The 24035-nt window shown below is 67.8% G+C and carries 21 protein-coding genes; 10 read left to right on the top strand and 11 right to left on the bottom strand.

Translation table 11 applies throughout. The features are described 5' to 3' along the window. Nucleotides 1–18: 18 nt before the first annotated feature. The 5 genes from K1Y73_RS03095 to K1Y73_RS03075 all read right to left on the bottom strand — a co-directional run bounded on the left by K1Y73_RS03095 (nt 19) and on the right by K1Y73_RS03075 (nt 4284). A complete protein-coding gene (locus K1Y73_RS03095) occupies nt 19–414 on the bottom strand; it encodes a PTS sugar transporter subunit IIA (protein ID WP_225026455.1) in 396 nt (131 codons plus the stop codon). Next, the gene (rapZ, locus tag K1Y73_RS03090; RefSeq protein WP_225026454.1) at nt 411–1319 is read right to left on the bottom strand and encodes an RNase adapter RapZ; all 909 of its coding nucleotides are present in this window, start codon (nt 1317–1319) and stop codon (nt 411–413) included. Before rapZ ends, K1Y73_RS03095 begins: the two co-directional genes overlap by 4 nt. A gap of 4 nt (nt 1320–1323) precedes the next feature. Next, on the bottom strand, nt 1324–1761 hold the full coding sequence (locus tag K1Y73_RS03085; protein WP_225026453.1) for an HPr kinase/phosphorylase: 438 nt from the start codon (nt 1759–1761) through the stop codon (nt 1324–1326). A gap of 110 nt (nt 1762–1871) precedes the next feature. Further along, complete coding sequence (locus K1Y73_RS03080; protein WP_225026452.1) at nt 1872–3566, bottom strand: sensor histidine kinase; 1695 nt, start codon at nt 3564–3566, stop codon at nt 1872–1874. Nucleotides 3567–3582: 16 nt separating this feature from the next. After that, complete coding sequence (locus K1Y73_RS03075; protein WP_225026451.1) at nt 3583–4284, bottom strand: response regulator transcription factor; 702 nt, start codon at nt 4282–4284, stop codon at nt 3583–3585. A gap of 351 nt (nt 4285–4635) precedes the next feature. Between K1Y73_RS03075 and K1Y73_RS03070 the strand changes: the two genes are divergently transcribed. Continuing rightward, on the top strand, nt 4636–6234 hold the full coding sequence (locus tag K1Y73_RS03070; protein WP_225026450.1) for a phosphoenolpyruvate carboxykinase: 1599 nt from the start codon (nt 4636–4638) through the stop codon (nt 6232–6234). Nucleotides 6235–6310: 76 nt separating this feature from the next. Here the strand turns inward: K1Y73_RS03070 and K1Y73_RS03065 are convergent, their stop codons facing one another. Next, nucleotides 6311–6664, bottom strand: a complete 354-nt coding sequence (locus K1Y73_RS03065; protein ID WP_225026449.1) for a hypothetical protein — start codon at nt 6662–6664, stop codon at nt 6311–6313. Nucleotides 6665–6856: 192 nt separating this feature from the next. On the opposite strand from K1Y73_RS03065, the gene cbiB reads away from it, so the two are divergent. Genes cbiB through K1Y73_RS03045 form a run of 4 tightly spaced genes read left to right on the top strand, consistent with a single transcriptional unit; the run spans nt 6857 to nt 10391 of the window. Continuing rightward, nucleotides 6857–7783: an adenosylcobinamide-phosphate synthase CbiB gene (gene cbiB / locus K1Y73_RS03060; protein WP_225026448.1), complete on the top strand. Its 927-nt coding sequence runs from the start codon at nt 6857–6859 to the stop codon at nt 7781–7783. After that, on the top strand, nt 7762–8922 hold the full coding sequence (locus tag K1Y73_RS03055; RefSeq protein WP_225026447.1) for a lytic murein transglycosylase: 1161 nt from the start codon (nt 7762–7764) through the stop codon (nt 8920–8922). Before cbiB ends, K1Y73_RS03055 begins: the two co-directional genes overlap by 22 nt. Beyond that, nucleotides 8919–9803, top strand: coding sequence for a glycosyltransferase family 2 protein (locus K1Y73_RS03050; RefSeq protein WP_225026446.1), 885 nt, complete (start codon nt 8919–8921; stop codon nt 9801–9803). The genes K1Y73_RS03055 and K1Y73_RS03050 overlap by 4 nt, the downstream gene beginning before the upstream one ends. A gap of 33 nt (nt 9804–9836) precedes the next feature. Next, entirely contained in the window at nt 9837–10391 is a 555-nt protein-coding gene (locus tag K1Y73_RS03045) for an MOSC domain-containing protein (protein WP_225026445.1), read from the top strand. Nucleotides 10392–10759: 368 nt separating this feature from the next. On the opposite strand, the gene K1Y73_RS03040 is transcribed toward K1Y73_RS03045, so the two are convergent. Continuing rightward, a complete protein-coding gene (locus K1Y73_RS03040; protein WP_225026444.1) occupies nt 10760–14215 on the bottom strand; it encodes a chromosome segregation SMC family protein in 3456 nt (1151 codons plus the stop codon). A gap of 169 nt (nt 14216–14384) precedes the next feature. Here K1Y73_RS03040 and K1Y73_RS03035 point away from each other — a divergent pair, with 169 nt between their 5' ends. Genes K1Y73_RS03035 through K1Y73_RS03020 form a run of 4 tightly spaced genes read left to right on the top strand, consistent with a single transcriptional unit; the run spans nt 14385 to nt 16298 of the window. Then, nucleotides 14385–14771: a GFA family protein gene (locus K1Y73_RS03035; protein ID WP_225026443.1), complete on the top strand. Its 387-nt coding sequence runs from the start codon at nt 14385–14387 to the stop codon at nt 14769–14771. Further along, nucleotides 14768–15238 carry a GNAT family N-acetyltransferase gene (locus K1Y73_RS03030; RefSeq protein ID WP_225026442.1) on the top strand — a complete coding sequence of 157 codons (471 nt, stop codon included), beginning with the start codon at nt 14768–14770 and terminating at the stop codon, nt 15236–15238. The genes K1Y73_RS03035 and K1Y73_RS03030 overlap by 4 nt, the downstream gene beginning before the upstream one ends. Continuing rightward, nucleotides 15235–15597, top strand: a complete 363-nt coding sequence (locus K1Y73_RS03025; protein WP_225026441.1) for a CidA/LrgA family protein — start codon at nt 15235–15237, stop codon at nt 15595–15597. Before K1Y73_RS03030 ends, K1Y73_RS03025 begins: the two co-directional genes overlap by 4 nt. Continuing rightward, the gene (locus K1Y73_RS03020) at nt 15594–16298 is read left to right on the top strand and encodes an LrgB family protein (RefSeq protein WP_225026440.1); all 705 of its coding nucleotides are present in this window, start codon (nt 15594–15596) and stop codon (nt 16296–16298) included. The genes K1Y73_RS03025 and K1Y73_RS03020 overlap by 4 nt, the downstream gene beginning before the upstream one ends. Here K1Y73_RS03020 and K1Y73_RS03015 read toward each other — a convergent pair. Then, on the bottom strand, nt 16285–17943 hold the full coding sequence (locus K1Y73_RS03015) for a thiamine pyrophosphate-binding protein (protein ID WP_225026439.1): 1659 nt from the start codon (nt 17941–17943) through the stop codon (nt 16285–16287). The genes K1Y73_RS03020 and K1Y73_RS03015 overlap by 14 nt on opposite strands. Before the next feature lie 101 nt (nt 17944–18044). Here K1Y73_RS03015 and K1Y73_RS03010 point away from each other — a divergent pair, with 101 nt between their 5' ends. Further along, nucleotides 18045–18593 carry an NADPH-dependent FMN reductase gene (locus tag K1Y73_RS03010; protein WP_225026438.1) on the top strand — a complete coding sequence of 183 codons (549 nt, stop codon included), beginning with the start codon at nt 18045–18047 and terminating at the stop codon, nt 18591–18593. Between the two features lie 60 nt (nt 18594–18653). Here the strand turns inward: K1Y73_RS03010 and K1Y73_RS03005 are convergent, their stop codons facing one another. The 3 genes from K1Y73_RS03005 to K1Y73_RS02995 form a co-directional block, all read right to left on the bottom strand. After that, nucleotides 18654–21095 (bottom strand): GcvT family protein, encoded by a 2442-nt coding sequence (locus K1Y73_RS03005; RefSeq protein WP_225026437.1) that lies wholly within the window; start codon nt 21093–21095, stop codon nt 18654–18656. Further along, on the bottom strand, nt 21095–21967 hold the full coding sequence (locus tag K1Y73_RS03000) for a phosphotransferase (RefSeq protein WP_225026436.1): 873 nt from the start codon (nt 21965–21967) through the stop codon (nt 21095–21097). The genes K1Y73_RS03005 and K1Y73_RS03000 overlap by 1 nt, the downstream gene beginning before the upstream one ends. A gap of 94 nt (nt 21968–22061) precedes the next feature. After that, nucleotides 22062–24032 (bottom strand): ABC transporter permease, encoded by a 1971-nt coding sequence (locus K1Y73_RS02995; RefSeq protein ID WP_225026435.1) that lies wholly within the window; start codon nt 24030–24032, stop codon nt 22062–22064. Nucleotides 24033–24035 lie beyond the last annotated feature (3 nt).

The raw sequence follows: 24035 nt of genomic DNA, 5'->3' as shown, positions 1-24035 counted from the left end.
TTCCCGACCGTCCCCCGTTCAGGCCCCGCCCCCAAGGTCGAGGCTGTTTATGTATTTGCGGCCGGCATCCAGCGCGGCCGAGACGGCTTCGGGAAGGTCCAGCTCACGCGATTTGGCCAGCTTGATCAGCATCGGAAGATTCGCGCCGTACAGAATCCGGCGCCCCCCCTTGCCGCAGGCCGGCAGAGACAGATTCGCCGGGCTGCCGCCGAACATGTCGGTCACCACCACGACGCCACGGCCGGTATCGACCGAATCCGCCGCGGCGCTGATTTCAGCCTGTTTGGCGGCGCGGTCGTGATCATCCTCGATGGTGATCGCACGCATCCCCGCCTGCTTGCCCACCACATGCTCGACGGCGGAAAGATATTCCCGCGCCAGGCCCCCGTGGGCGACGATGACGATTCCGATCACGCGACAGACACCTTGCCAGCTGGGGCCGTGACGGCGGCCTTGCGTTCCAGTTCCCTGTGCCGTTTTGACACTGGCCAGCCGGCCTCTGCAAGGGCTGCACCGACCATTTCCGCTACAGCGACGCTGCGGTGTTGCCCTCCGGTACAGCCAAAGCCGATGGAAAGATGCGCCTTGCCCTCTTCCAGATGTGCCGGAAGCAGAAACAGCAGCAGGTCCTGCAATTTCTGGAAGAATTCCGAGAATCGCGGATCGGCCCGGACAAAGGCCGCGATCGGCGCATCGCGCCCGTCCAGCGCCCGCAGCGCCGGCTCCCAATGGGGATTCGACAGGAAGCGGCAGTCGAAGATCATGTCGACCCCGCGCGGCACGCCGCGCTTGTAGCTGAAGCTTTGCACCGAGACCGCCAGCCGACCAGTGGCATCCGGCGCAAACCAGCGCGCGATTTCCGCCTTCAGGTCATGCGGCGTCAGATCCGAAGTGTCGATCAGGTGATCGGCGCGCACCCGCACCGGCGCCAGGAGGTCGATCTCGCGCTCGATCCCCAGCGCGGGCGTGTCGGCGGGGGCCAGCGGATGTCGGCGGCGGGTTTCGGAAAAGCGCCGGATCAGCTCGGCCGCGGCACAGTCGAGATACAGGACCTCCAGCGCCACGCGCGGGTCACGGGTCAGCCTGTCGATCAGCTCGATCAGCGCGGTGGCGTTGAAATCGCGGTTGCGCACATCCAGGCCCAGCACGATGGGCCGGCCCAGCGGGTCGCCATCCAGAAGCCGCGGCACCAGGCTGAGCGGGATATTATCGATCCCCTCGAAGCCCAGATCCTCGAAAACGCGGATGGCCGTGGTCCGCCCGGCGCCCGAGGGGCCGGTGACCAGTACGAGACGATGTTCCTGCACGGGCTCGGCCATGCGCCTACTCCTGCCGCCCGCCTTGAAGATAAAGGCAAAGGGCGTCCGCAAGATGGGGATTTTGCGGGCGCAGCACAAGCGGAAGCTCGCATTGCGCGATCACAGTGCTGCGTGGGGGCGGCAGACGTTCGGTTTCGTCCTGGCCAAGGTCGATCACCAGGGCCAGAGCGGCGCGATCCTGCAGGGGCGCGCGCAAAAGGCCCAGACCGCGCGCCTCGACCAGCCCGCGGATCGCCGGCGCGGGGCAGCTGGCCCAAAGCCGGCCGGCTTCGGCGGTCACCGCCGTGCGGTCATCCGAGACCAGCCGGGCGCCGCGGGCGATCATCTGGATCGCCAGGGTCGACTTGCCCGCCCCCGACGGTCCAAGGATCAGCAGGCCCCGATCGGCAAGGGCAATGCAACTGGCATGCAGGATCAGCGGCTGCGCAGCGTGGCCGGCCACCCGGGCAAGGCCCGCATCCGCAGCCGCACCCGGGCCGGGGTCGGCGGCGGGCTTCGGCCCGGCTGGCGAAGCCGCATTGCGATCGGACGGCGGCGCGGCAGAGGGCCGGCTCACACCGGCAGGCCCACCACGAAGCGCGCGCCCAGCGGTTCCGAGGTGATGTCGGCCGCGGTCGGGCGGATGTTCTCGGCCCAGATCACCCCGCCATGCGCCTCGATGATCTGTTTCGAGATCGCCAGGCCCAGGCCGGAATGATTGCCGAAATCGCCCGAGGGCCGTTCGGAATAGAAGCGCTTGAAGATCTTGGTCAGCGCCTGTTCGGGGATGCCGGGGCCGGTGTCTTCCACCACGACCAGCACCCGATTGTCGCGCCGCCGGGCCCAGACCCGCACCGCATCGCCTTCTTCGCAGAAGGAAATCGCATTGGTGATCAGGTTGACGAAGACCTGCGCCAGCCGCGCCTCAAGCCCGCGGATCACGATCGGTTCGGCCGGAAGGTCGGTGATGAAATCCACGCCCTTCTCGGCCGCCTGCTCGCCCAGATATTGGCCAAGATTCGAGATGGTCTTGAGAAGATTGAACTCTTCCTCGTCTTCCTTGACCAGTTCGCTGTCCAGCCGCGAGGCATTCGAGATGTCGCTGACCAGCCGGTCCAGCCGGCGCACGTCATGTTCGATCACATCCAGCAGCTTCTCGCGCTGTTCGTCCTTCTTGACGAAGCGCAGGCTGCCCACGGCCGAACGCAGCGAGGCGAGCGGGTTCTTGATCTCATGCGCCACATCGGCCGCGAATTGTTCATTCGCGTCGATCCGGTCATACAGCGCCGCCACCATGCCGCGCATCGCCACCGACAGGCGGCCGATCTCGTCGGGCCGCGCCGCCAGGTCGGGAATGCGCACCCGGCCAGGCGCCACCCGCCGGCTGTCGCGGTCGCGCCCGATCTCGGCCGCGGCGGCCAGGTCGGACAGCGGATTGGCGATGGTCGATGCCAGGACCAGGCTCAGCCCGATCGAGACCATGATCGCGACCAGGAACATCTGCAGGATCTGTTCGCGTTCCGACCGCACCAGACGGTCGATTTCGCCGGCGGCCGATGTCAGGGCAACCACGCCCACCACCTCGCCCTTGGACCAGATCGGCGTGGCAACCGCGAAAAGCGTGCTGCCATTCGTGTCCTGCCCGGTCAGCGAGGCGGTCTTGCCGGACAGCGCCTCGGGAAACACCTCATGCGCCAGGCTGGAGCCGTCGGTCACGCCGGACGGGTTGGAGCTGAAGGTCAGCAGGCCCGAGACACCATCCCAGACCGCGTTCAGGAAATCGGTGATCACCGTCGAATGCGAATCGACGCCCAGCGACAGGTCGCGATCGGCGGGGCCCGTGCGCCGCGCCGTGACCCGGCCTGCGGGATCGAAGATCATCGCCTCGACCCCGCCCGACAGTTTCAACTCGTCAAGCAGGGTGGCCGTGCTGAAGCCCGGGTCGGATTGCGGCAGCTTCGCTTCGTAGATCTCGGCAATCAGCTCGGCCTCGCGCACCAGCATGGATTCGCGCAGACCGACCAGCCCGTCGCGGAACGGGTTCAGAAACAGCACCCCGGCGACCAGAATCACCAGGGCCATCAGGTTGAAGATGATGATCTTGCGCGCCAGCGGGCTGCGGTTCAGCCCGACGATGCCGCCGCGCGGCCGCGCCTCGCGCAGTTCTTCGGATGTCGTGTCGGGCGAGACCCAATCCTCACCCAGAAGGACTTCACCCGATTTCCGGGGCCTGGGGTCGTCCATGGCAAGACGCGGCAAGACGGTCATTTCCTAGTCGCCGGACCTATTCTTCATTGTACCGATAGCCGATCCCGTACAGCGTTTCGATCGCCGAGAACTCTTCGTCGACCGAGCGCATCTTCTTGCGCAGCCGCTTGATATGGCTGTCGATGGTGCGGTCGTCGACATAGACCTGATCATCATAGGCCACATCCATCAGTTGGTCGCGGCTTTTCACAAAGCCCGGCCGCTGCGCCAGGGCCTGCAGCAGCAGGAATTCGGTCACCGTCAGCGACACGTCCCGGCCCTTCCAGGCCACGGCGTGACGCAGCGGGTCCATCCGCAGGCTGCCGCGTTCCATGATCTTGTTTTCTTCGGTCACCGGCGCCTCGCCGGTGGCGATCGCCTCTTGCCGGCGCAGCAGCGCGCGAATGCGCTCGACCAGCAGCCGCTGCGAGAAGGGTTTCTTGACGTAATCGTCCGCGCCCATGCGCAGGCCCAGCACCTCGTCGATCTCGTCATCCTTCGAGGTCAGGAAGATGATCGGCATCGAGGTCTTCTGGCGCAGCCGCTGCAGCAGATCCATCCCGTCCATCCGCGGCATCTTGATGTCCAGCACGGCCATGTCGGGCATGCGTCGGTTGAAGGCATCCAGCGCGGACTGGCCGTCGTTATAGGTCTCGACCTCGAAGCCCTCGGCCTCAAGGGTCATGGATACCGACGTCAGGATATTCCTGTCGTCGTCCACCAGGGCGATCCTCGACATCTGCTGTTCCTGCTCTGCTCTATTATCGTTTTGCCACATTCTCCGCAAAGCGGCCCCTGGAATCAACACAAAAGCGAATCACCCCAGTGCCGCATGGCTTCAGGGAAGCGCAAATTCTTCAACCAATGACTAATTTGCCTCAGTCCCGCGCAGGACCTGCGTTTGATTGCGCTAACTTGTGCGTGGTTGCGCTAACTGCGCCAAAGCGTTCTGTTCTTGTGGAAAATTGGCATGTTATACGCGGCTGACCGACGCCGGAGCAGGGCGTATGGTCGGCCTCCGATTGGCCCGGAGGCCGCGAATTCAATCGAAATTCAGGCCGCGTCAGGCGCGGATGAGGGAGTTTGCAGGATGATGACCGGTCGCGTGAACCCGGAGCAAACCTTGGAGAAACAGGGGATCAAGGGCGCTTCCACCGTCCATTACAATCTGATCGAGCCTGCGCTGGTCCAGGCCGCCATCAAGCGCGGCGAGGGGACGCTGGGTCTTGGCGGCGCATTTCTCTGCACCACCGGCCAGTTCACCGGCCGCTCTCCCAAGGACAAGTTCGTCGTCCGCACGCCCCTGGTCGAAGATACGATCTGGTGGGAAAACAACGCGCCGATGTCGCCCGAAGGCTTTGCCGCACTGAAAGCCGACATGTTCGCGCATATGAACGGTGGTGAGCTGTTCGTGCAGGATCTCTATGCCGGGGCCGATCCGGAGCACAAGATCAACGTCCGCGTGGTGACCGAGCTGGCCTGGCACGGCCTGTTCATCCGCCACCTGCTGCGTCGCCCTGCCCGGGACGAGCTGGAAGGCTTCGCCGCCGACTGGACGATCGTGAACTGCCCCTCGTTCAAGGCCGACCCGAAAAAGCACGGCTGCCGCACCGACACCGTGATCGCGCTGAATTTCGACGAAAAGCTCGTGCTGATCGGCAACACCGCCTATGCGGGCGAAAACAAGAAGTCGGTCTTCACCATCCTGAACTACATCCTGCCCGGCAAGGGCGTGATGGCGATGCACTGCTCGGCCAACCATGCGATCGGCAATCCCGATGACGCGGCGGTGTTCTTCGGCCTGTCGGGCACCGGCAAGACCACGCTCTCGGCCAGCCCCGACCGCACGCTGGTCGGCGATGACGAACACGGCTGGAGCGACAACGGCATCTTCAACTTCGAAGGCGGCTGCTACGCCAAGACCATCAACCTCTCGGCCGAGGCCGAGCCGGAAATCTACGCCACGACCAGCCGTTTCGCGACCGTGGTCGAGAATATGGTCTTCGACCCGGAAACCCTGGTTCTGGATTTCACCGACAATTCGCTGACCGACAACACCCGCTGCGCCTATCCGCTGGAAGCGATCTCGAACGCCTCGGCCAGCTCGCTGGCGGGGCAGCCGAAGAATGTGGTGATGCTGACCTGCGACGCTTTCGGCGTGCTGCCGCCGATCGCGCGGCTGTCGCCGGCGCAGGCGATGTATCACTTCCTGTCGGGCTTCACCTCGAAGGTCGCCGGGACCGAGCGTGGCATCACCGAGCCCCAGCCCACGTTCTCGACCTGCTTCGGCGCGCCCTTCATGCCGCGCCGGCCGGAAGTCTATGGCAAGCTGTTGCAGGAAAAGATCCTGGCCACCGGCGCCTCGTGCTGGCTGGTGAACACCGGTTGGACCGGCGGCGCCTATGGCACCGGCAAGCGGATGCCGATCAAGGCCACCCGCGCGCTGCTGACCGGGGCGCTGGACGGCTCGCTGGAAAAGGCCGAGTTCCGCAAGGACCCGTTCTTCGGCTTCCAAGTGCCGGTCGCGGTGCATGATGTCGACAGCAAGCTTCTGAACCCGCGCGACACCTGGGCCGACAAGGCCGCCTTCGACGCCCAGGCGAAGAAGCTGGTCGACATGTTCTCGAAGAACTTCGCCCAATACGTCCCCTATATCGACGAGGACGTGAAGGCCGCAGCCATCGGCTGAGCCGGCCCACCCCACAGCAGAACGCCCGGGAATTTCCCGGGCGTTTTCATTTGGCGGAAACGGTTTTCAAAGAAGGTCAGCTGCGGGGCAGATAGCCCACCGGCGCATCTTCGGCGCGCCAGTAATCCAGCGCCGCGCGGTCCGACACCGCGGTGACGCGCTTGAAATCGCAGACCAGTTCGCCCCGCTCGATGGCCGAGGCCACGATCAGGCATTGGAACACATGGCGCGGCCCGTCATAGATGTCGACCAGCCCACGCAGCTTGCCCGGCGCCAGCGAGGCATCCAGCGCGAAGCCGTCATGCCAGAAGCGCAGCACCGGAAAGACCGCCTCTCCAACCTGCACCCGCAGCTTGGCGCGTTTCTTCAGCTCGCGCAGCCGCGCCGCCTCAAGCCCCTCGCGTATCTCATTCGGCAGATGTTCCAGCATGATCGACCTCCTGTCTTTCACTCTCGCCACGATCCGGCCAAAATCAAGGCAGGCCTTTGATGCGATACGCTTATCACCCAGATGTAACCGCAGCGTTGCGTCTTTGCCGCGCCCCGGCACGCGCACGCCCCTTGCGCCGGGGCGCGGCTTCCGGTCCAACCCTTGCGCCTGCCCGCCGGAACGGAGCCTGACGTGATCCTGATTCTCGCTTTGCTGCTGGATGCCGCCTTTGGCGAGCCCGCCTGGCTGTGGTCGCGCCTGCCGCATCCCGCCGTGCTGATGGGCCGGCTGATCGGGGCGCTGGAGGCGCGGATGAATCGCGGCCCGTCGCGCAAGGCGGCTGGCGTGGTGATGACCGTGGGGCTGGCGCTGGGGGCGGGGCTTCTGGGCTGGCTGATCCATCTGATCCCCGACCACGGCATTCTGGAAACGCTTTTCGTTGCAGTGCTGCTGGCGCAGCGCAGCCTGTCGGATCATGTGCTGGCCGTTGCGCGCGGCCTGCGCCAGTCGCTGGATCAGGGCAAGCGCGCCGTGGCGATGATCGTCGGGCGCGACACCGCGCCGATGGGCCAGGCCGATGTGGCGCGCGCCGCAATCGAAAGCGCGGCCGAGAACCTGTCGGACGGGGTGATCGCGCCGGCCTTCTGGTATCTGGTCGGCGGGCTGCCGGGGCTGTTGATCTACAAGATCGCCAACACGGCCGACAGCACGGTCGGCCATATGACCCCGCGCTATCGCGACTTCGGCTGGGCCTCGGCGCGCTGGGACGATCTGCTGAACCTGATCCCGGCCCGGCTGACCGCGCTTTTGCTGGCGGCAAGCCATGGCTGGCTGGATCCGCGCCCGGTGCTGCGCGATGCGCCCAAGCATCGCAGCCCCAATGCCGGATGGCCGGAATCGGTGCTGGCGCCGATCCTGAATGTCTCGCTGGCCGGGCCGCGCAGCTATGAGGGCGTGATGACCGATTACCCCTGGGTCTGGCCCGAAGGCCGGCGCGACCCCGGCCCCGCCGAGATCGAGGCCGCCGCCCGTGCGCTGTGGCGCGCATGGGGGCTGATGCTTGCCCTGGTCTGCCTTCTCACCCTAGTCTCGCCTGCATGCGTGCCGCTGTTCTTCTGACCTTGGCCCTGTCCGGCCCCGCCGCTGCCGCCCCCTGTGGCGGCGATTTCGAGGCGTTCCTGCAGGCGATGGTGGCCGAGGCGGTGGCCGCGGGCGTGCCGCCAGAAGCCGCGCAGGGTTTTATCGGCGGCGCCCGGCAGGATCCGAAAGTGTTGAAGGCTGACCGGGCGCAGGGCGTCTTCCGCAAGACCTTTCTGGATTTCTCGCAATCGCTGATCTCGAAGGCCCGGCTTTCCGCCGCCCGCGCCAAATCGGCCGAGCTGGACGCGATCTTCACCCGCGCCGAGGCCGACTATGGCGTGCCGCGCGGGGTGCTGCTGGCCTTCTGGACCTTCGAGACCGATCTCGGCAAGGTCCAGGGCGATTTCAACACCCGCGATGCGCTGGCCACGCTGTCCCATGACTGTCGTCGGCCCGAGATGTTCCAGCCGCAGTTGCTCGCCGCCGCCCGGCTTTACGCGCAGGGCGATTTCGACCCGGCCACCACCGGCGCTTGGGCGGGCGAGATCGGCCAGGTGCAGATGCTGCCGCACGACATTCTGGAACGCGGCGTCGATGGCGACGGTGACGGCCATGTGCGGCTGAAGACCTCGGCCGCCGATGCGCTGCTGTCAGGCGCCAACCTGCTGCGCCATCACGGCTGGCAGGCGGGCCAGCCCTGGCTGACCGAGATCACCCTGCCCGCCGATTTCGACTGGGCGCTGACCGGGCTGGGGACCGAGAAGTCCACCGCCGACTGGGCGGCCCTGGGCGTGACCGCCCGCGCAGGCGGGCTGCCTGCCATGGATGGCGCCTTCATCCTGCTGCCGCAGGGCCGCAAGGGCCCGGCCTTCCTGGCCTATCCGAATTTCCGCGTCTTGTTCGACTGGAACCAGAGCTTCACCTATGTGCTGACCGCCGCCTATTTCGCCACCCGCATCGACGGGGCCGCGCCCTATGCGGCGGGCCAGCCCGACCCGGCGCTGAGCCTGGATCAGATGAAGGCCCTGCAGGAAAAGCTGGCGGCGCGCGGCTATGATGTGGGCCAGATCGACGGGATCCTGGGCGCCGGCACCCGCGACGCGGTGCAGAAGGAACAGATCCGCCTGGGCCTGCCCGCCGATGCCTGGCCCACGGCCGAATTGCTGGCTTTGCTGTGACCAGCTGGGGCATTGTCGCCACCGCCAGGGCGCCCATCGGCAAGCTTTGGGCCTTTGCCGCCTGGCATCTGTCCCAGGGCGCGGCGCGGATCTGGCTGTGCTTCGATGAACCCGACGACCCGGCCTTCGCCCAGCTGGACCATCCGCGCATAACCCGCATCCGCTGCGATGCCGCGCATTGGCAGGCCCTGGGCGGGCGGCCCGACCGGCATCAGAACCGCCAGTCCAAGAACGCCGCGATGGTCTATCGCCGCGCCGGGGTGGATTGGCTGGCGCATATCGACGTGGATGAATTCCTCTGGCCCGACCGGCGCATCGCCGAAATGCTGGAGGGGCTGATGCCCGACCAGATCCTGTGCCGGGCCGAGCCGTTCGAGGCGATGCATGACCCGCGCCTGCCCGATGACATCTATACCGCCACCGCCTTTCGCGGCGCGCTGAAGCCGCGCCATGCCGCGCTGCGGGTGCCGGTGCTGGGCCGGTTTGCCGGCGTGCTGCCCGAGGCGATGCTCAGCCATGCCAATGGCAAATCCTTCTTCCGCACCGGCGTGCCCGGGCTGCAACCCCGCCTGCATGGTGCCTTCCGCGATGGCCAGCGGCTGGACGGCCCCGCCTTCCAGCCCGGGCTGGCGCTGTTGCATTTCCATGCCCAGGACCGCGGCGCCTGGGAAAGCGCCCTGCCCTTCCGCCTGACCCGCGGCGCCTATCAGTATCACCCCGCCCTGCAGGATTTTCTAAGCGCGGCCTCGCCCGGCGAGATCGCCGCCTTCTATGACGAAACCCAGTGCCTGACGCCGCAGAAAAGCGAATTGCTGCGCAGCGAAGGCCGGCTGATCCAGGCCCGGCTTGCCCTGCGCGAAAAGGTTGCCACCCTGTTCTGACCCCGGCGCAGCGCGGCTGCAGAAAGGCGCAAGATGATCACCGCTGAGGCATTGGCCCAGGCTCTTCCCGGCGTTCTGGCCGCGCCGAAGGATTCAACCCTGATCGACCATCTGACCTTCCGGCCGGGCTATGGCCAGCGCCAGCATCCCGACCGGCTGCGCCTGACCGTGGCCGAGGGCGTCCCGGGCGAGCGCTGGCTGACCGCGCCCTGGCTGAAGCTGCCCGATGGCCGGCCCGATCCTGACATTCAGGTCTCGATCCTGCCGCTGCGGGTGATGGATCTGGTCTGGCAGGATCGCAGCCAGCCGCATCCGGGCGATACGATCGTCGCCGATCTGGATTGCGGGCTGGCAAACCTGCCGCCGGGCACGCTGCTGCAGGCCGGCACGGCGCGGCTGCGGGTGTCGTCGGTGTTCAACGATGCCTGCGTGAAGTGGAAGGTCCGCTATGGCCAGGCCGCGAAAGACTGGATCACCGCGCCCGGCCACCCCGAACTGCGCCTGCGCGGCATTCTGTGCGCGGTGGTGCAGGATGGCGAGGTGCAGCGGGGCGACACGCTGCGGGTTCTGGCCCGGCCCGGAGATTAAGGTCAGGTTCTTGGCCGTCCCCCGCCGAGTCTTTACTTTTTGTTAGGAAATCCCCATCATTCTGGCCATCCGGTATTGCTGCTCAAGCATACTCATTCCCAAAGTGACCCGGCGGAGGTGCCTCTCCGCCGGGTCTTCTCTTTTGCGGGCTACAGCCCGATCCAGAGCCGGATGATGCCCAGGATCAGTGTCGCCACTGCCAAGGCCACCATCCACTTCCGGTATTCCCAGTCGCTCAAGCCGCTCACTCCCTTTCACCGCGAAGGATCGCGGCGGGGGCAGCCTAGCTGGACAGATTTCACTAAAGTCTTAACGATCTGGGCGGAAGTGTAACCCGCGCGTCCCGGCCGCAACGCCCCGCGACCGGGTCAGGCCACCAGCGCCTCGGCGCGTTTCAGGTCGACCGAGACCAGCTGGCTGACGCCCTGTTCCTGCATCGTCACGCCGAACAGCCGGTCCATCCGCGCCATGGTCACGGCATGGTGGGTGATGACCAGAAAGCGCGTTTCGGTGCGGCGGGTCATCTCGTCCATCATGTCGCAAAAGCGGGTGACGTTCGCGTCGTCCAGCGGCGCGTCGACCTCGTCCAGCACGCAGATCGGTGCCGGATTGGCCAGGAAGACGCCGAAGATCAGCGCCAGCGCAGTCAGCGTCTGCTCGCCACCCGACAGAAGCGACAGCGTGGCCAGACGCTTGCCCGGCGGTTGGCACATGATTTCCAGCCCCGCTTCCAGCGGGTCATCGGATTCGACCAGCACCAGCCGCGCCTCGCCGCCGCCGAACAGATGGGTGAACAGCGCGCCGAAATTCGTATTGACCTGCTCGAAGGCGGTCAAAAGCCGCTCGCGGCCTTCCTTGTTCAGCCCGGCAATTCCGGCGCGCAGCTTGCGCACCGCCTCTTCCAGATCGTTCTTTTCCTTGGCCAGGGCGTCATGTTCCTCGGCCACGGTCTTGGCGTCTTCCTCGGCGCGCAGGTTGACCGCACCCAGCGCCTCGCGCCCGCGCTTCAGCCGCGCGACCTCGATTTCCAGCGCCTCGGCATCGGGCATCTTGTCGGGATCGGTGCGCAAGGAGGCCAGCAGATCCTGCGGGGTCCGGTCATCCTCTTCGGCGATCCGCTCGGCCGCCAGGCTGACGGCTTCGCGCGCCGCATCCAGACGCGCCTCGGCCCGCGCCTTGGCCTCGCGCGCCTCGCCGGCAAGGCGTTCGGCCTCGCGTTCGGCCATGGCGGCTTCGCGCAGGGTCAGTTCGGCCCGGGCCAATGTCTCGGCAGCCGCGGCGCGGCGGGTCTCGGCCTCGGCGATGGCATCGGCCAGTTCCTCGCGCTTGGCGGCGATTTCCTCGGGCGCGGCGCTGGCATCGTCCAGCTCGGCCTCGGCCTCGGCCCGGCGCTCGGCCAGTTCGGCGCTGCGCTTTTCCGCCGTGTCCAGCCGGTGCTTCCAGCCCGACAGTTCCTTCAGCGCCTCCTGCCGGCGCCGGGTGCGCGCCTCGCCCTCACGGCGCACCTCGTCATGGGCCGAGCGGCGGGTCAGCATGGCGATCCGCGCCGCCTCGACGGTGATCTTCGCGGCTTCCACCGCACTGCGCGCCTGATCGAGATCGGGCAGATCCTTGGCCGCCGCCTCGGCCTCACGCGCGCGGGCCTTGGCCGACAGGACCTCGTCCTCGAAGCGCGCGACCGAGGCCTGCGCGGCCTCGCGCTTGCCCTGGGCCAGCGTGCGGTCCGCCTCGGCCCGCGACAGGGCCCGGTCGGCCTCGGCCAGGCGCTGGTCGGCCGAACGCCGCGCCTCGCGCGCCAGCTGATCGGCACGCGCCAGATCAGCCAGCCGCCCCTGCAGCGCCTCATGCGCCGCGCGCGCGCCCGCGGCCTGCGCCTCGGCCTGCGACAGATCGCCCTTCAGCTGCTGCAGCCGGTTCAGCTGCTGCAGCCGCAGCGCCGCGGCCGAGGGCGCATCTTCCGCCCCGGCGCGATAGCCATCCCAGCGCCACAGATCGCCCTCGACCGAGACCAGCCGCTGACCCGGCAGCAGCGCATCCTGCAGCTGGAAACCCTTTTCACGGGCAACAAGCCCGATCTGCGACAGCCGCCGCGCCAACACATCGGGCGCCTCGACATGGGCGCTGATCGGCGTGACCCCGGCGGGCAGGGGCTGGGGCGACAGATAGGGTTCCAAAAGGCCCCAGCCCGAGCGGTCGCCCTCGCCCGCCTCAGGCGCGCGCAGATCGTCGGCCAAAGCCGCGCCCAGCGCCTTTTCATAGCCCGGCGCCACCGTCAGCCGGTCCAGGATCTGATGCCCCGCCTGCGCCTCGCGGTCGACAAGACGCGCCAGCGCCTGCATCTCGGCCCGCAGCGCCGAGGCCTCGCCCTCGGCCTCGCTGCGGGCGGCGCGGGCGTCGGATTCGCGGATCTGCGCCTCGGCCCGGGCGGTTTCCGCCGCCTCCAGCGCCTCTTCGGTGCGTTCGGTCAGCATGGCCGCCGCCTCGCGCGCCTCTTCCGCCGCGGCAAAGCCTTCGTCCATCCGCTCGACCGCTTCATCCGCAGCTTCCACGGCAGCCCGGGCACGGTCGGCCTCGGCCAAGGCCCGGTCCAGCCCGGACTGGGTTTCGGCCAGAAGCCGCGCGGCCGACTGGTGCCTTGCCGCCAGCCGCGCCGCATCCTCGGTGGCTTCCGACAGCAGCGTCTCGCGGTCGGTCAGGATGGCGCCCGCCACTTTCGCCGCCTCGACCGCCTCGGCCAGCCGGTCGTCATGGCCTTCATGCGCGCGGGCGATCTGGGCGATTTCCCAATCCAACCGGGCGATCACCTCGCCCGCATCGCGGTTCAGCCCGGCCTCGCGCTCCATATCGGCGCCCAGCTGGTTGATCCTGCCGCGCAGCGTTTCAATCAGCGCCAGCGCCCGCGCCTCTTGGTCGCCCAGCGCGTCGCGCTGCAGGATCAGCCGCTGCAGCACCGCCGCCGCGATCGCCTCTTCCTCGCGCCGGGGCGGCAGCGCATCTTCCGCCGCCTCCCGCGCCTTGGTGCCTGCGCGCGAGGCGCCTTCGGCCCGGCCCGCCTCGATCAGCCTTTCGCGCAGCACCGCTTCGGCCGCCGCCCGCGCCTCATCCGCCTCGCGCCAGCGCCGGTACAGCAGCGTGCCCTCGGCCCGGCGCAGATCTTCCGACAATTCGCGGTAGCGCGCCGCCTGCTTGGCCTGCCGGGTCAGCACCGACAATTGCTGCGCCAGCTGTTCCAGCACGTCATCGACGCGGGTCAGGTTCTGTTCCGTCCCCGCCAGTTTCAACTCGGCCTCGTGCCGCCGCGCGTAAAGGCCCGAGATCCCCGCCGCCTCTTCCAGAATCCGCCGGCGGTTCTTGGGTTTGGCGTTGATCAGTTCCGAAATCTGCCCCTGCCGCACCAAAGCCGGCGAATGCGCCCCGGTCGAGGCATCGGCGAACAGCATCTGCACGTCGCGCGCCCGCACATCGCGGGCATTCGCCTTGTAGGCGGATCCCGCATCGCGGGTGATGCGCCGGATGATCTCGATCTGGTCGGCATCGTTGAAGCCCGAGGGCGCCAGCCGGTCCTGATTGTCGATCACCAGCGACACTTCGGCGAAGTTGCGCGCGGTGCGGGTGGCGGCGCCGTTGAAGATCACGTCTTCCATGCCGCCACCGCGCATGGCGGTGGGGCGGTTCTCGCCCATGACCCAGCGCAGCGCTTCCAGAAGGTTCGATTTGCCACAGCCGTTCGGGCCGACCACGCCGGTCAGCCCCTCATGGATCACCAGATCCGTCGGGTCCACAAAGGATTTGAACCCGTTCAGCCGCAGTTTGGTGAAGCGCACCTGTGCCTCTCGACTCGCATTCGGCCCATGGTCGGGGATTCGGGGCCCGAGTCAATCAGCGGGCTTCAATCCATGGCTGAATCGGCTGGATTATCCACAACATCTTGGGGCACGCAGGGCTCTTGCATCCGATCGAAATCCGGCGCCGGATGTGGAAAAGAGGTGCCCCATGACCCCGCCCTTCACCGGCCGCTGCCTGTGCGGTGCCGTGACCTTCCGCTGTACCGAGCCGCCTTTGTGGCAGGGCCATTGCCATTGCGAAAGCTGCAGGCGTGCGACGGCCTCGCCCATGACCTCGTTTCTGGGTGTCAGGGATGGCGCCTGGGCCTGGACCGGAAGCGCCCCCGCCACCTATGCCTCCAGCCCCGGGGTGACGCGCAGCTTCTGCCCGACCTGCGGCACGCAGATGGCCTTCCGCGCCGACCGTTTTCCGGGCGAGACGCATTTCTACGCCGCCACGCTGGACCGCCCCGAGGAGTATCTGCCCAGCGTCCATTACCACAGCGCCGAGGCCCTGCCCTGGATCCATCTGGCCGACGGGCTGGCGCAGCGATGACCCCCCGGCGCTGCCTTCCGCCCTTCGACGCCGCGGCGATCCTGGCGCTGCTGCGCGCCGAATTCGCCTATATGGAGGGGCGGGTCGATCCGCCCTCGTCGCTGGCCCGGCTGACCGAGGCCGATATTCTTGCGCAGGCCCAAGCGGGCGAGGTCTGGGCGATCGGCGATCCGCCGCTGGCCTGTGTCTTCTTCACGCCAAAGCCGGGGGCGCTGTATATCGGCAAGCTGGCCGTGGCCCTAAGCCACCGCCGCAAGGGGCTGGCGGCGGCGCTGATCGCCCTGGCCGAACGCCGCGCGCAGGCCCTGTCGCTGCCGGCGCTGGAATTGCAGACCCGGGTGGAGTTGGTGGAAAACCAGGCCGCCTGGGCGGCGCTGGGCTTTCGTGAAACCGGCCGGACCGCGCATCCGGGCTATGACCGGCCCACCTCGATCACCTACCGAAAGGGGCTTTCGACCGCGCCATGATCGCAGCCTTCCTGATCATCCTGGCCTGCCAGCTTGCCGGCGAGGTCTTCAGCCGGACCACCGGCCTGCCCATTCCCGGCCCGGTCCTGGGCATGGCCCTGATGCTTCTGGGCCTGCGCCTGTCGCCCTGGCTGCGCCAGACGGTGCGCCCGGTGGCCGAGGGCATCCTGCGCAACCTGCTTCTGCTGTTCGTGCCGGCGGGCGTGGGGGCGGCAGGGCATCTGGTGACGCTGGGCGCCAACACCCTGCCGGTCGTTCTGGCGGTGGCCGGATCGACGGTGCTTGCGATCATCGCCGGGGCGCTGGCCTTCAAGGCGGTGGCCGCGCTCAGCGGCCTGCGGCCCGAGGAAGGCCCATGACCGAGATCTGGTCCTATCTGGCGCAGCAGCCGCTGCTGTGGCTGACGGCAACGCTGGCGGCGTTCTTGATCGGGATGGCGCTGTTTCGGGCCGCGGGGCAAAGCCCCTTTGCCAATCCCTCGCTGATCGCGATGGGGTTGCTGGCCGTGCTTCTGGCGGTAACCGGCACGCCTTTCGCCACCTATTTCGAAGGCGCGCAATTCGTGCATTTCCTGCTGGGCCCCGCCACGGTCTGCCTGGCGCTGCCCTTGTACGACAATCTGCCCAAGGTCCGGCAGGCGGCGCTGCCCCTGCTTGCCGCATTGCTGGTCGGCGCGGTCACCGGGATCGTCGCCGTCCTGGCCATCGGCAAGGCCTTTGGCCTGGCCCCGGCGATCCTGGCTTCGATGGCGCCGAAATCGGCCACGGCCGCGGTCGCCATCGGCGTGTCGGAGCAATTGGGCGGCTCGCCCACGCTGACCGCGATGATGGTGATGATGACCGGGCTGACCGGCGCCATGGTGGCGACGCCCTTGCTGAACCTGCTGGGCATTCGCGACTGGCGGGCGCGCGGCTTTGCCGTGGGCGTGGCCGCGCATGGGTTTGGCACGGCGCGCGCCTTTCAGGTTCACCCCACCGCCGGGGCCTTTGCCGGGCTTGGCATGGGGCTGAATGCGATGATGACCGCGATCCTGGCGCCGATCCTGCTCAGGCTTTTCTAGCCAGGGCCGCCGCCCGCACCTGATCGACGGTCTGCCCGGTGGTCAGCATCTGCGGATCCAGCCGCAATTCGATCACCGCCGGCAGGCCCGAAGCCTGCGCCCGGGCAAAGGCCGCGGGCAATTCGTCCTGTGCCGTGACTGTCTCGCCATGGCCGCCATAGGCGCGGGCCAGCGCGGCATAATCGGGGTTGAACAGATCGGTGCCCGACACGCGGCCCGGATATTCCCGCTCCTGATGCATGCGGATCGTGCCGTAGCGGCCATTATTCGCAACGATGGTGATCACCGCAGCGCCATGCTGGCGGGCGGTCGACATCTCATTCAGCGTCATCTGGAAACAGCCGTCACCGGCCAGACAGACAACCACCTTCGCCGGATCATGCAGCTTGGCCGCAATCGCCGCCGGAAAGCCGTAACCCATGCTTCCCGAGGTCGGCGCCAGCTGGGTGCCGGGGCGGCGATAGCGGTAATAGCGGTGCAGGAAGGCCGCGTAATTGCCCGCGCCATTCGTCACCACCGCGTCATCGGGCAGGGTCTCGGCCAGATACCCGATCACCTCTTCCATCCGCACCGCGCCCGGGGTCGCCACCGGCTTCTGCCAGGCCTGATACTCGGCCCGCGCCTGCGCGGCCCACTCGGCCCAGGGCCGCGCATTTGGCGGCGTCAGCGCGGCCAGCGCCGCCACCATCGCCGGGGCCGTCGCCTGAACCGCCAGTTCGGGCCGGAACACCCGGCCCAGCTCGCCCGCATCGGCATGGACATGCACCAGCCGCGGAGGATGCGCCGGATCGACGATCTCATAGCCGCCAGTGACGATATCGCCAAAGCGCGTGCCGATCGCCAGGATCAGATCGGCCGCTTTCAACCGCGCCTGCAGCTTCGGATTGCCGCCCACGCCCAGATCGCCCACATAGCAGGACAGCCGGTTGTCCAGCCGGTCCTGCCGCCGGAACGACACCGCGACCGGCAGGCCCCAGCTTTCGGCAAAGCCCTGCAACTCGGCCGCGGCCGCCGCATCCCAATGCGGCCCGCCCACGACGACCAGGGGCCGCTCGGCCCCGCGCAGCAGCGCCGCCACCGCCTCGGCCTGCGCCGGCGCCACCTGGCTTGCCGGCAAGGCCGGCGGCGGCAGGTCGGGCACATCGGCCAGGTCGGTCAGCATGTCTTCCGGCAAGGCCAGCACCACCGGCCCGGGCCGGCCCGACATGGCGACATGAAAAGCGCGGCTGATATATTCCGGCAGACGTTCGACCTGGTCGATCTCGGTTGCCCATTTCGCCAGCCCGCCAAAGACCTGCCGGTAGTCGATTTCCTGAAACGCCTCGCGGTCGCGATGCCCCCGTGCGATCTGGCCCACGAACAGGATCATCGGCGTCGAATCCTGCCGCGCGACATGTACGCCCGCCGCCGCATTGGTGGCCCCGGGCCCGCGCGTCACGAAGGCCACGCCCGGCCGCCCGGTCAGCTTGCCCGTCGCCTCGGCCATCATCGCGGCCCCGCCCTCATGCCGGCAGACGATATTGGGGATCCCGCGTTCATACAGCCCGTCCAGCGCCGCCAGAAAGCTTTCGCCGGGCACTGAGAACACCCGGTCCACCCCGTAAGCCGCCAGATGATCCGCCAGAATCCGCCCGCCCTGCCGCATGTCCGCCTCCGCACCAGCCCTGGCTCCTTCCTGCCGGGTCATGGAACCTTGCACAAGACCGCGCGGTTGGGGAAGGTAACGGAAAACAAGGAACCTCGCCCATGCTTACCCTTCTTGGCATTCCCGGTGCGCTGCGCCAGGGCTCGACCAACCGGCTTCTCTTGGCCCAGGCCCGGATCGCCTTCGGCAAGGCCAAACAGACCGAGGCCGACCTGCGCCTGCCGCTTTACGATGGCGATCTGGAAAGCGAACAAGGCATTCCGGCCGAGGTGCAGAGCCTGGCCGATCAGATCGCCGCGGCGGATGCCATCGTCATTTCCACCCCCGAATACAACAAGGCCCCGCCCGGCGTGCTGAAAAACGCGCTCGACTGGGTCAGCCGCACCAAGGGCAATCCCTGGAAGGGCAAGCCGGTCGCGATCATTTCCGCCGCTGGCGGGCGCGGCGGCGGCGACCGGTCGCAATTCGCGCTGCGGCTGATGCTGACGCCGTTCCAGCCGCTGCTCTTGACCGGGCCCGAGGTGATGGTGGCCGACAGTTCCAACGCCTTCGATGCCGATGGCAAGCTGAAGGACGCGCGTTACCAGAAGGCGCTGGACGAGATGATGCAGCTTCTGCGCAGCGAAGCGGAATTGCACAAAAAGGCCTGACAGCCTTCCTCTCTGCAAAAATATCCTCTGGGGGTCCGGGGGGCGAAGCGCCCCCGGTCCTCAGATCTTCACCCGCGCGCCGCTCGGATCGTAAAGCGGCGCCAGATGCACTTCGGCCGGCACGCGTTCCGAGGCGACTTCCAGCTCATACCGCCCCGACAAGACGAAATCCTCGGTCACGCCGGCCGGATCGCGCACATAGCCCATGCCGATCGCCTTTTCGACCGTATGGCCATAGCCGCCCGAGGACAGCCAGCCCACCCGCTGCCCGTCGCGATAAATCGTCTCGCGGCCCAGCAGAACCACGTCGGGCGCGGCGGTGAAGCTGGCCATGCGCTTCTTCACCCCGCCCGCCAGCTGCGCCTCGATCGCGGCGCGGCCGATGAAATCGGCATTGGATTTCACCTTCACCGCCCAGGCCAGCCCCGCCTCGACCGGACTGTGATCCGGCCCGATCTCGGCCCCCCAGGCGCGATAGCCCTTTTCCAGCCGCAGCGTCTCGATGGCGCGGTAGCCCGCATTCGCCAGGCCCAGCGGCGCACCCGCCGCCATCAGCGCCTCGTAGACCGTCACCGCCACATCCACGGGCATGTGCAATTCCCAGCCCAGCTCGCCCACATAAGTCACCCGCAAGGCGGTGACCGGGCAGGAGGCCACCGAAATCTGCCGCACCGTGCCGAAGGGGAAGCCGGCATTCGACAGATCGTCGGGGCAGATCCGCGACAGGATTTCCCGCGCCTCGGGGCCCATCAGCGACAGAACCGCATAGGCCGAGGTCACATCGACCAGCTGGCAATCGCCGGTCAGGTTGCGGCGGATCCAGTCGAAATCATGGGTGGCAAAGCCGGTGCCGGTGGTGATGTAGAATTCTGTCTCGGCCAGCCGCGCCACGGTCACATCCGCCTCGATCCCGCCCTTGCGGTTCAGAAGCTGGGTATAGGTCAGCGCGCCCGGCGCGCGTTCGACCCGCCCCGCCGCGATATGCGACATCGCCGCCGCCGCCCCCGGCCCGGTCAGCAGGAACTTGGCGAAAGAGCTTTGGTCGATCAGCACCGCCGCCTCGCGCGCCGCCTGATGTTCGCGCCGCACAGCAGCCCACCAGCCCGGCCGCTGATAGGAATAGCGGTCGACCGGCGCCTCGCCCGCCGCCAGATCGGCAAACCAGTTCGGCCGTTCCCAGCCCAGTTTCTCGCCGAAACAGGCCCCCGCCGCCGTCAGATGCGCGTAAAGCGGGCTGCGGCGCGTGGGCCGGCAGCTGCGCATTTCCTCGGCCGGCCAGGCGATGGTGTAATGCTTGCCGTAAGCCTCCATCGTACGGTTGCGCACCCAGTCGGTCGCGCGGTGGACGCGGCCGAAGCGGCGGATGTCGACCGGCCAAAGGTCGAAGGGCGGCTCGCCCTTGGCGACCCATTCCGCCAGCGCCATGCCCGCCCCGCCTCCGCTCGCGATGCCGAAGGCGTTGAAGCCCGCGCCGACGAACAGGTTCCGCAATTCGGGCGCCTCGCCCAGAATGAAATTGCCGTCGGGGGTGAAACTCTCCGGCCCGTTCAACAGCTGCTTCACACCGGCCGTGGCCAGCGCCGGCACCCGGGCGATGGCATTGTCCATGAACTGCTCGTAATGGTCGAAATCGGGGGTCAGGGTCTCGAAATGGAAGCCCTCGGGAATGCCCTCCACCGCCCAGGGCTTGGGGTTCGGCTCGTATCCGCCCCAGACCAGCCCGCCGACCTCTTCCTTCCAATAGGTCAGCCGGTCGGGGTCGCGCAGCGTCGGCAGGCCCGGCGTTACGCCCTCGATCCGCTCGGTGATCATATATTGATGCTCGACCGAGACCAGGGGCACGTTCACCCCCACGGTCGCGGCCAGCGTGCGGGTCCATTGCCCGGCACACAGCACCAGTTTTTCACATTCCACCGTTCCGAAGGGGGTTTCCACGCCCCGGATGCGGCCATCTTCGACCAGGATGCGCGTCACTGGCGTATCTTCAAAAATCTTCACCCCGGCCATGCGGGCGCCGCGGGCCAGGCTTTGGGTGATGTCAGAGGGGTTGGCCTGCCCGTCGGTCGGCAGATAGGCCGCGCCGACCAGATCGTCGATCGTCATCAGGGGCCACAGATCCTGCGCCTCGCGCGGGGTCAAGAGATGCATCTCCAGCCCGAAACTATGCGCGGTGGTGGCCTGGCGCTTGACCTCGGTCCAGCGCTCGGCATTGCAGGCGAGCCGCAGGCCGCCATTCATCTTCCAGCCGGTCTGCAGCCCGGTTTCCTGCTCCAGACTGCGATACAGCGCCACCGAATGGCCCAGAAGCTGAGTGATATTGGCGCTGGTGCGCAGCTGGCCCACCAGCCCGGCCGCATGGAAGGTCGTGCCCGAGGTCAGCTTCTTGCGCTCCAGCAGCACCGTATCGGTCCAGCCCAGCTTGCCCAGATGATAGGCCACCGAACAGCCGACGATGCCGCCGCCGATGATCACCGCCTTCGCGGTTTGGGGAAGGTCCACCATCACAAAGCCTCAAAAGCGGCCAGCGCCGCATGCCAGGTTTCCAGATTGGCCGCCGTATAGGCCGCGAAGTCGAAATCGAGATCGGAATGCAGTTCCGACACCATCGACCACAGCGCCTCACGCAGGGCGCTTGCGGCCTTCATCGCGCGATAGCGCCGCCACAGATCGGCATCGGGGCGCTGGCCGAAATAGGCCTGCAGCAGCCAGCCCTCATCGGCGGCGCTGAGCCCGTTATTGGCCGCCAGCCCGCCCAGATCGAACAGCGGCGAATTGAAGCCGGCATAATCCCAGTCGATCAGCCAGAGCCGCGCCCCGTCATGCAGGAAATTCGCGGGCAGAAGGTCATTGTGGCCGAAGACCAGATCGACCGGGCCCACGGCCGCTTCCAGCCGCTGCGCCTGGGCCAGAAGCCCGGGCAGAAGCGGCGCATGGGGGCTGGCGCCGTCGCGCAGCGTGGCGGCATAGTCGCGCAGGACGTGGAAGACCCAGAAGGCCAGCGCCGGCCCGCGCAGATGCCGCGGGATCTCGCGGTGCGCCCGCGCCACCAGCGCCAAGGCCTGTTCCAGCATCGGCCGGCTTTGCAGATCTTCGGCGGCCAGCGTGCGGCCCTCGACGAAGTCGATCACCAGCGCGCCGGGTTCATGATGCAGCACCGCCGGCGACACGCCGGCCGCATGGGCGGCGCGACTGGCCGCCAATTCGTTGAAGCGCATGATCTGATGCACGGGAATATCGTCGCCGATCCGCACCACGGCACGGCGGGCGCTGTCCTGCACCAGAAAGTTGCGGTTGGTGATGCCGCCGCCCAGCGGCTCGATCCGGATCGGACCCGACCAGATCGGCAGGCGGTGAACGCGGTCTTCGGGGGTCATTGCGCGCCCTCCCGGGGGTGGCGGAGTTTTCGAAAACTCCGCGCCGGAGCCTTTGAAGGCTCCGGTCCGATTTCTTCGAAGAAATCGGCCCCGCTCATGCCGCGCCCTCCAGCCTTGCCCGCGCGCCCTGCGCGGCGGCACCGATCAGCCGGTCGGCCAGAATGGCAATCGCCGCCACCGCCAGGCCGGCCACGATGCCGCGGCCGATATCGGCCTTGGTCAGCGCGATATAGACCTCTTGGCCCAGGTCGCGCGTGCCGACCAGCGCGGTGATCACCAGCATCGACAGGGCCAGAAGGATGGTCTGGTTCAGCCCCAGAAGCACCATCGGCACCGCCAGAGGCAGCCGCACCTTGCGCAGGATCTGCCCCCGCGTGCAGCCGCAGACCACCGCCGCCTCGACCAGTTCCGGCGCCACGCCGCGCAGCCCATGCGCGGTATAGCGCACCGCCGGCACCAGCGCATAAAGCACCACCGCGATCAAAGCCGAGAAATCACCGACCCGGAACAGCATCACCACCGGGATCAGATAGACGAAAGAGGGCAGGGTCTGCAGCGTGTCGATCACCGCGCCAATCGCCTTGCCCGCCGCCTCGGACGAAGCCGCAAGCACGCCCAGCGGCACGCCGATCAGCATGGCCAGAACCACGCCCAGCCCGCACAGATACAGCGTGGTCATCGCCTGTTCCCAAAGCCCGGTCGCGGCCAGAAAGCCGGTCAGCGCCAGCGCCAGCGCGGCCAGCCGCAGGCCGCCCAGCCGCCAGCCGGCCAGGGTCGCAAGGCCCAGCACGAAGGGCCAGGGCAGCGCCAGGAAGAACCTCTTCACCGGGATCATCAGATATTCCAAAAGCCAGGCGCGCAGCGCCTCAAGCTGGTCGAAGTAATTGACATTGATCGCTTTCATCAGATCGGCCCAGAAGGTGCGGGTCGTCAGCTGCCAGTCCTTCGGATAGATCTGCAGCGCCGGGATCAGATAGCCCAGCGCCGTGGTGGCCAGGATCACCGCCAGAACCAGCGCGGTGCGGGGATGGCGCCGCCACCAGGGGCCGACGGCCCGCAGCTGCCCGCCCGGCCGTGCCGCCAGCGCCTGGCCCAGCCGGTCCAGCACCACGGCCAGGGCGGTGATGGCGATTCCGGCCTCGATCCCGCCGCCGATATCCAGCCGCCTGAGCGCGTTCAGCACGTCGAACCCCAGGCCCCCCGCCCCGATCATCGAGGCGATGATCACCATGTTCAGGCTCAGCATGATGACCTGGTTCACCCCCACCATCAGATCGGGCAGCGCGACCGGCAGCATCACCTTGCGCAGCCTCTGCCCGGGCGTGCAGCCGGCCATGGCGGCGAAATCCATGATCTCCGAAGGCACGGCGCGCAGCGCCAGCAGCGTGACCCGCACCATGGGCGGCATGGCGTAGATCACGGTTGCCAGCAAAGCCGCGACCGGGCCGAAGCCGAACAGCACCAGAACCGGCACCAGATAGGCGAAGGTCGGCACGGTCTGCATCAGGTCCAGCAGCGGGGCCAAAGCGCGCTCCACTCCGCGCCAGCGCCAGGCGGCGATGCCCAGCGCCAACCCGCCCGCCACGCCCAAGGGCACCGCGATGGCGATGGACGACAGCGTCACCATCGCGCTTTCCCATTGGCCGAAGACGGCCAGGTACAACATCAGGGCCCCGGCGATCAGGCCAAGGCCCAGGTTCCTGGCGTAATGGCCCAGCGCCACCGCCGCGACGGTGACGGCCAGCCAGGACAAGGGCGGCACGATCACCGTGGCGCGGCGGCCGCGGCCTTCGGTGATGCCTTCAACCAGCAGGACGCGCAGCGCCTGATAGGGCGCCTCGACCAGCGCGGCAAAGCCGCGGGTCAGGTCCTTGAAGCTGACCGGGCCCAGATGGGCGCTGTCGGTCAACCAGGCCATGGCGGCGCTGATCCAGCCCGCCATCGGCAGATGCAGCGCCTCGGGCGGCCACAAAAGCCCCGGCGGCAGATCGGCCGAGGCACGGGCCAGCAGCAGCGCCAAGGCCAGGAAGGCCAGGGCCGAGAGGCCGCGCATCGCGCCAGTCATGCC

Source organism: Xinfangfangia pollutisoli (genome assembly GCF_020179405.1).
In the GTDB taxonomy this organism is placed as follows: Bacteria; Pseudomonadota; Alphaproteobacteria; order Rhodobacterales; family Rhodobacteraceae; genus Pseudogemmobacter; species Pseudogemmobacter pollutisoli.
This window is presented reverse-complemented; position numbering and strand designations above follow the sequence as displayed.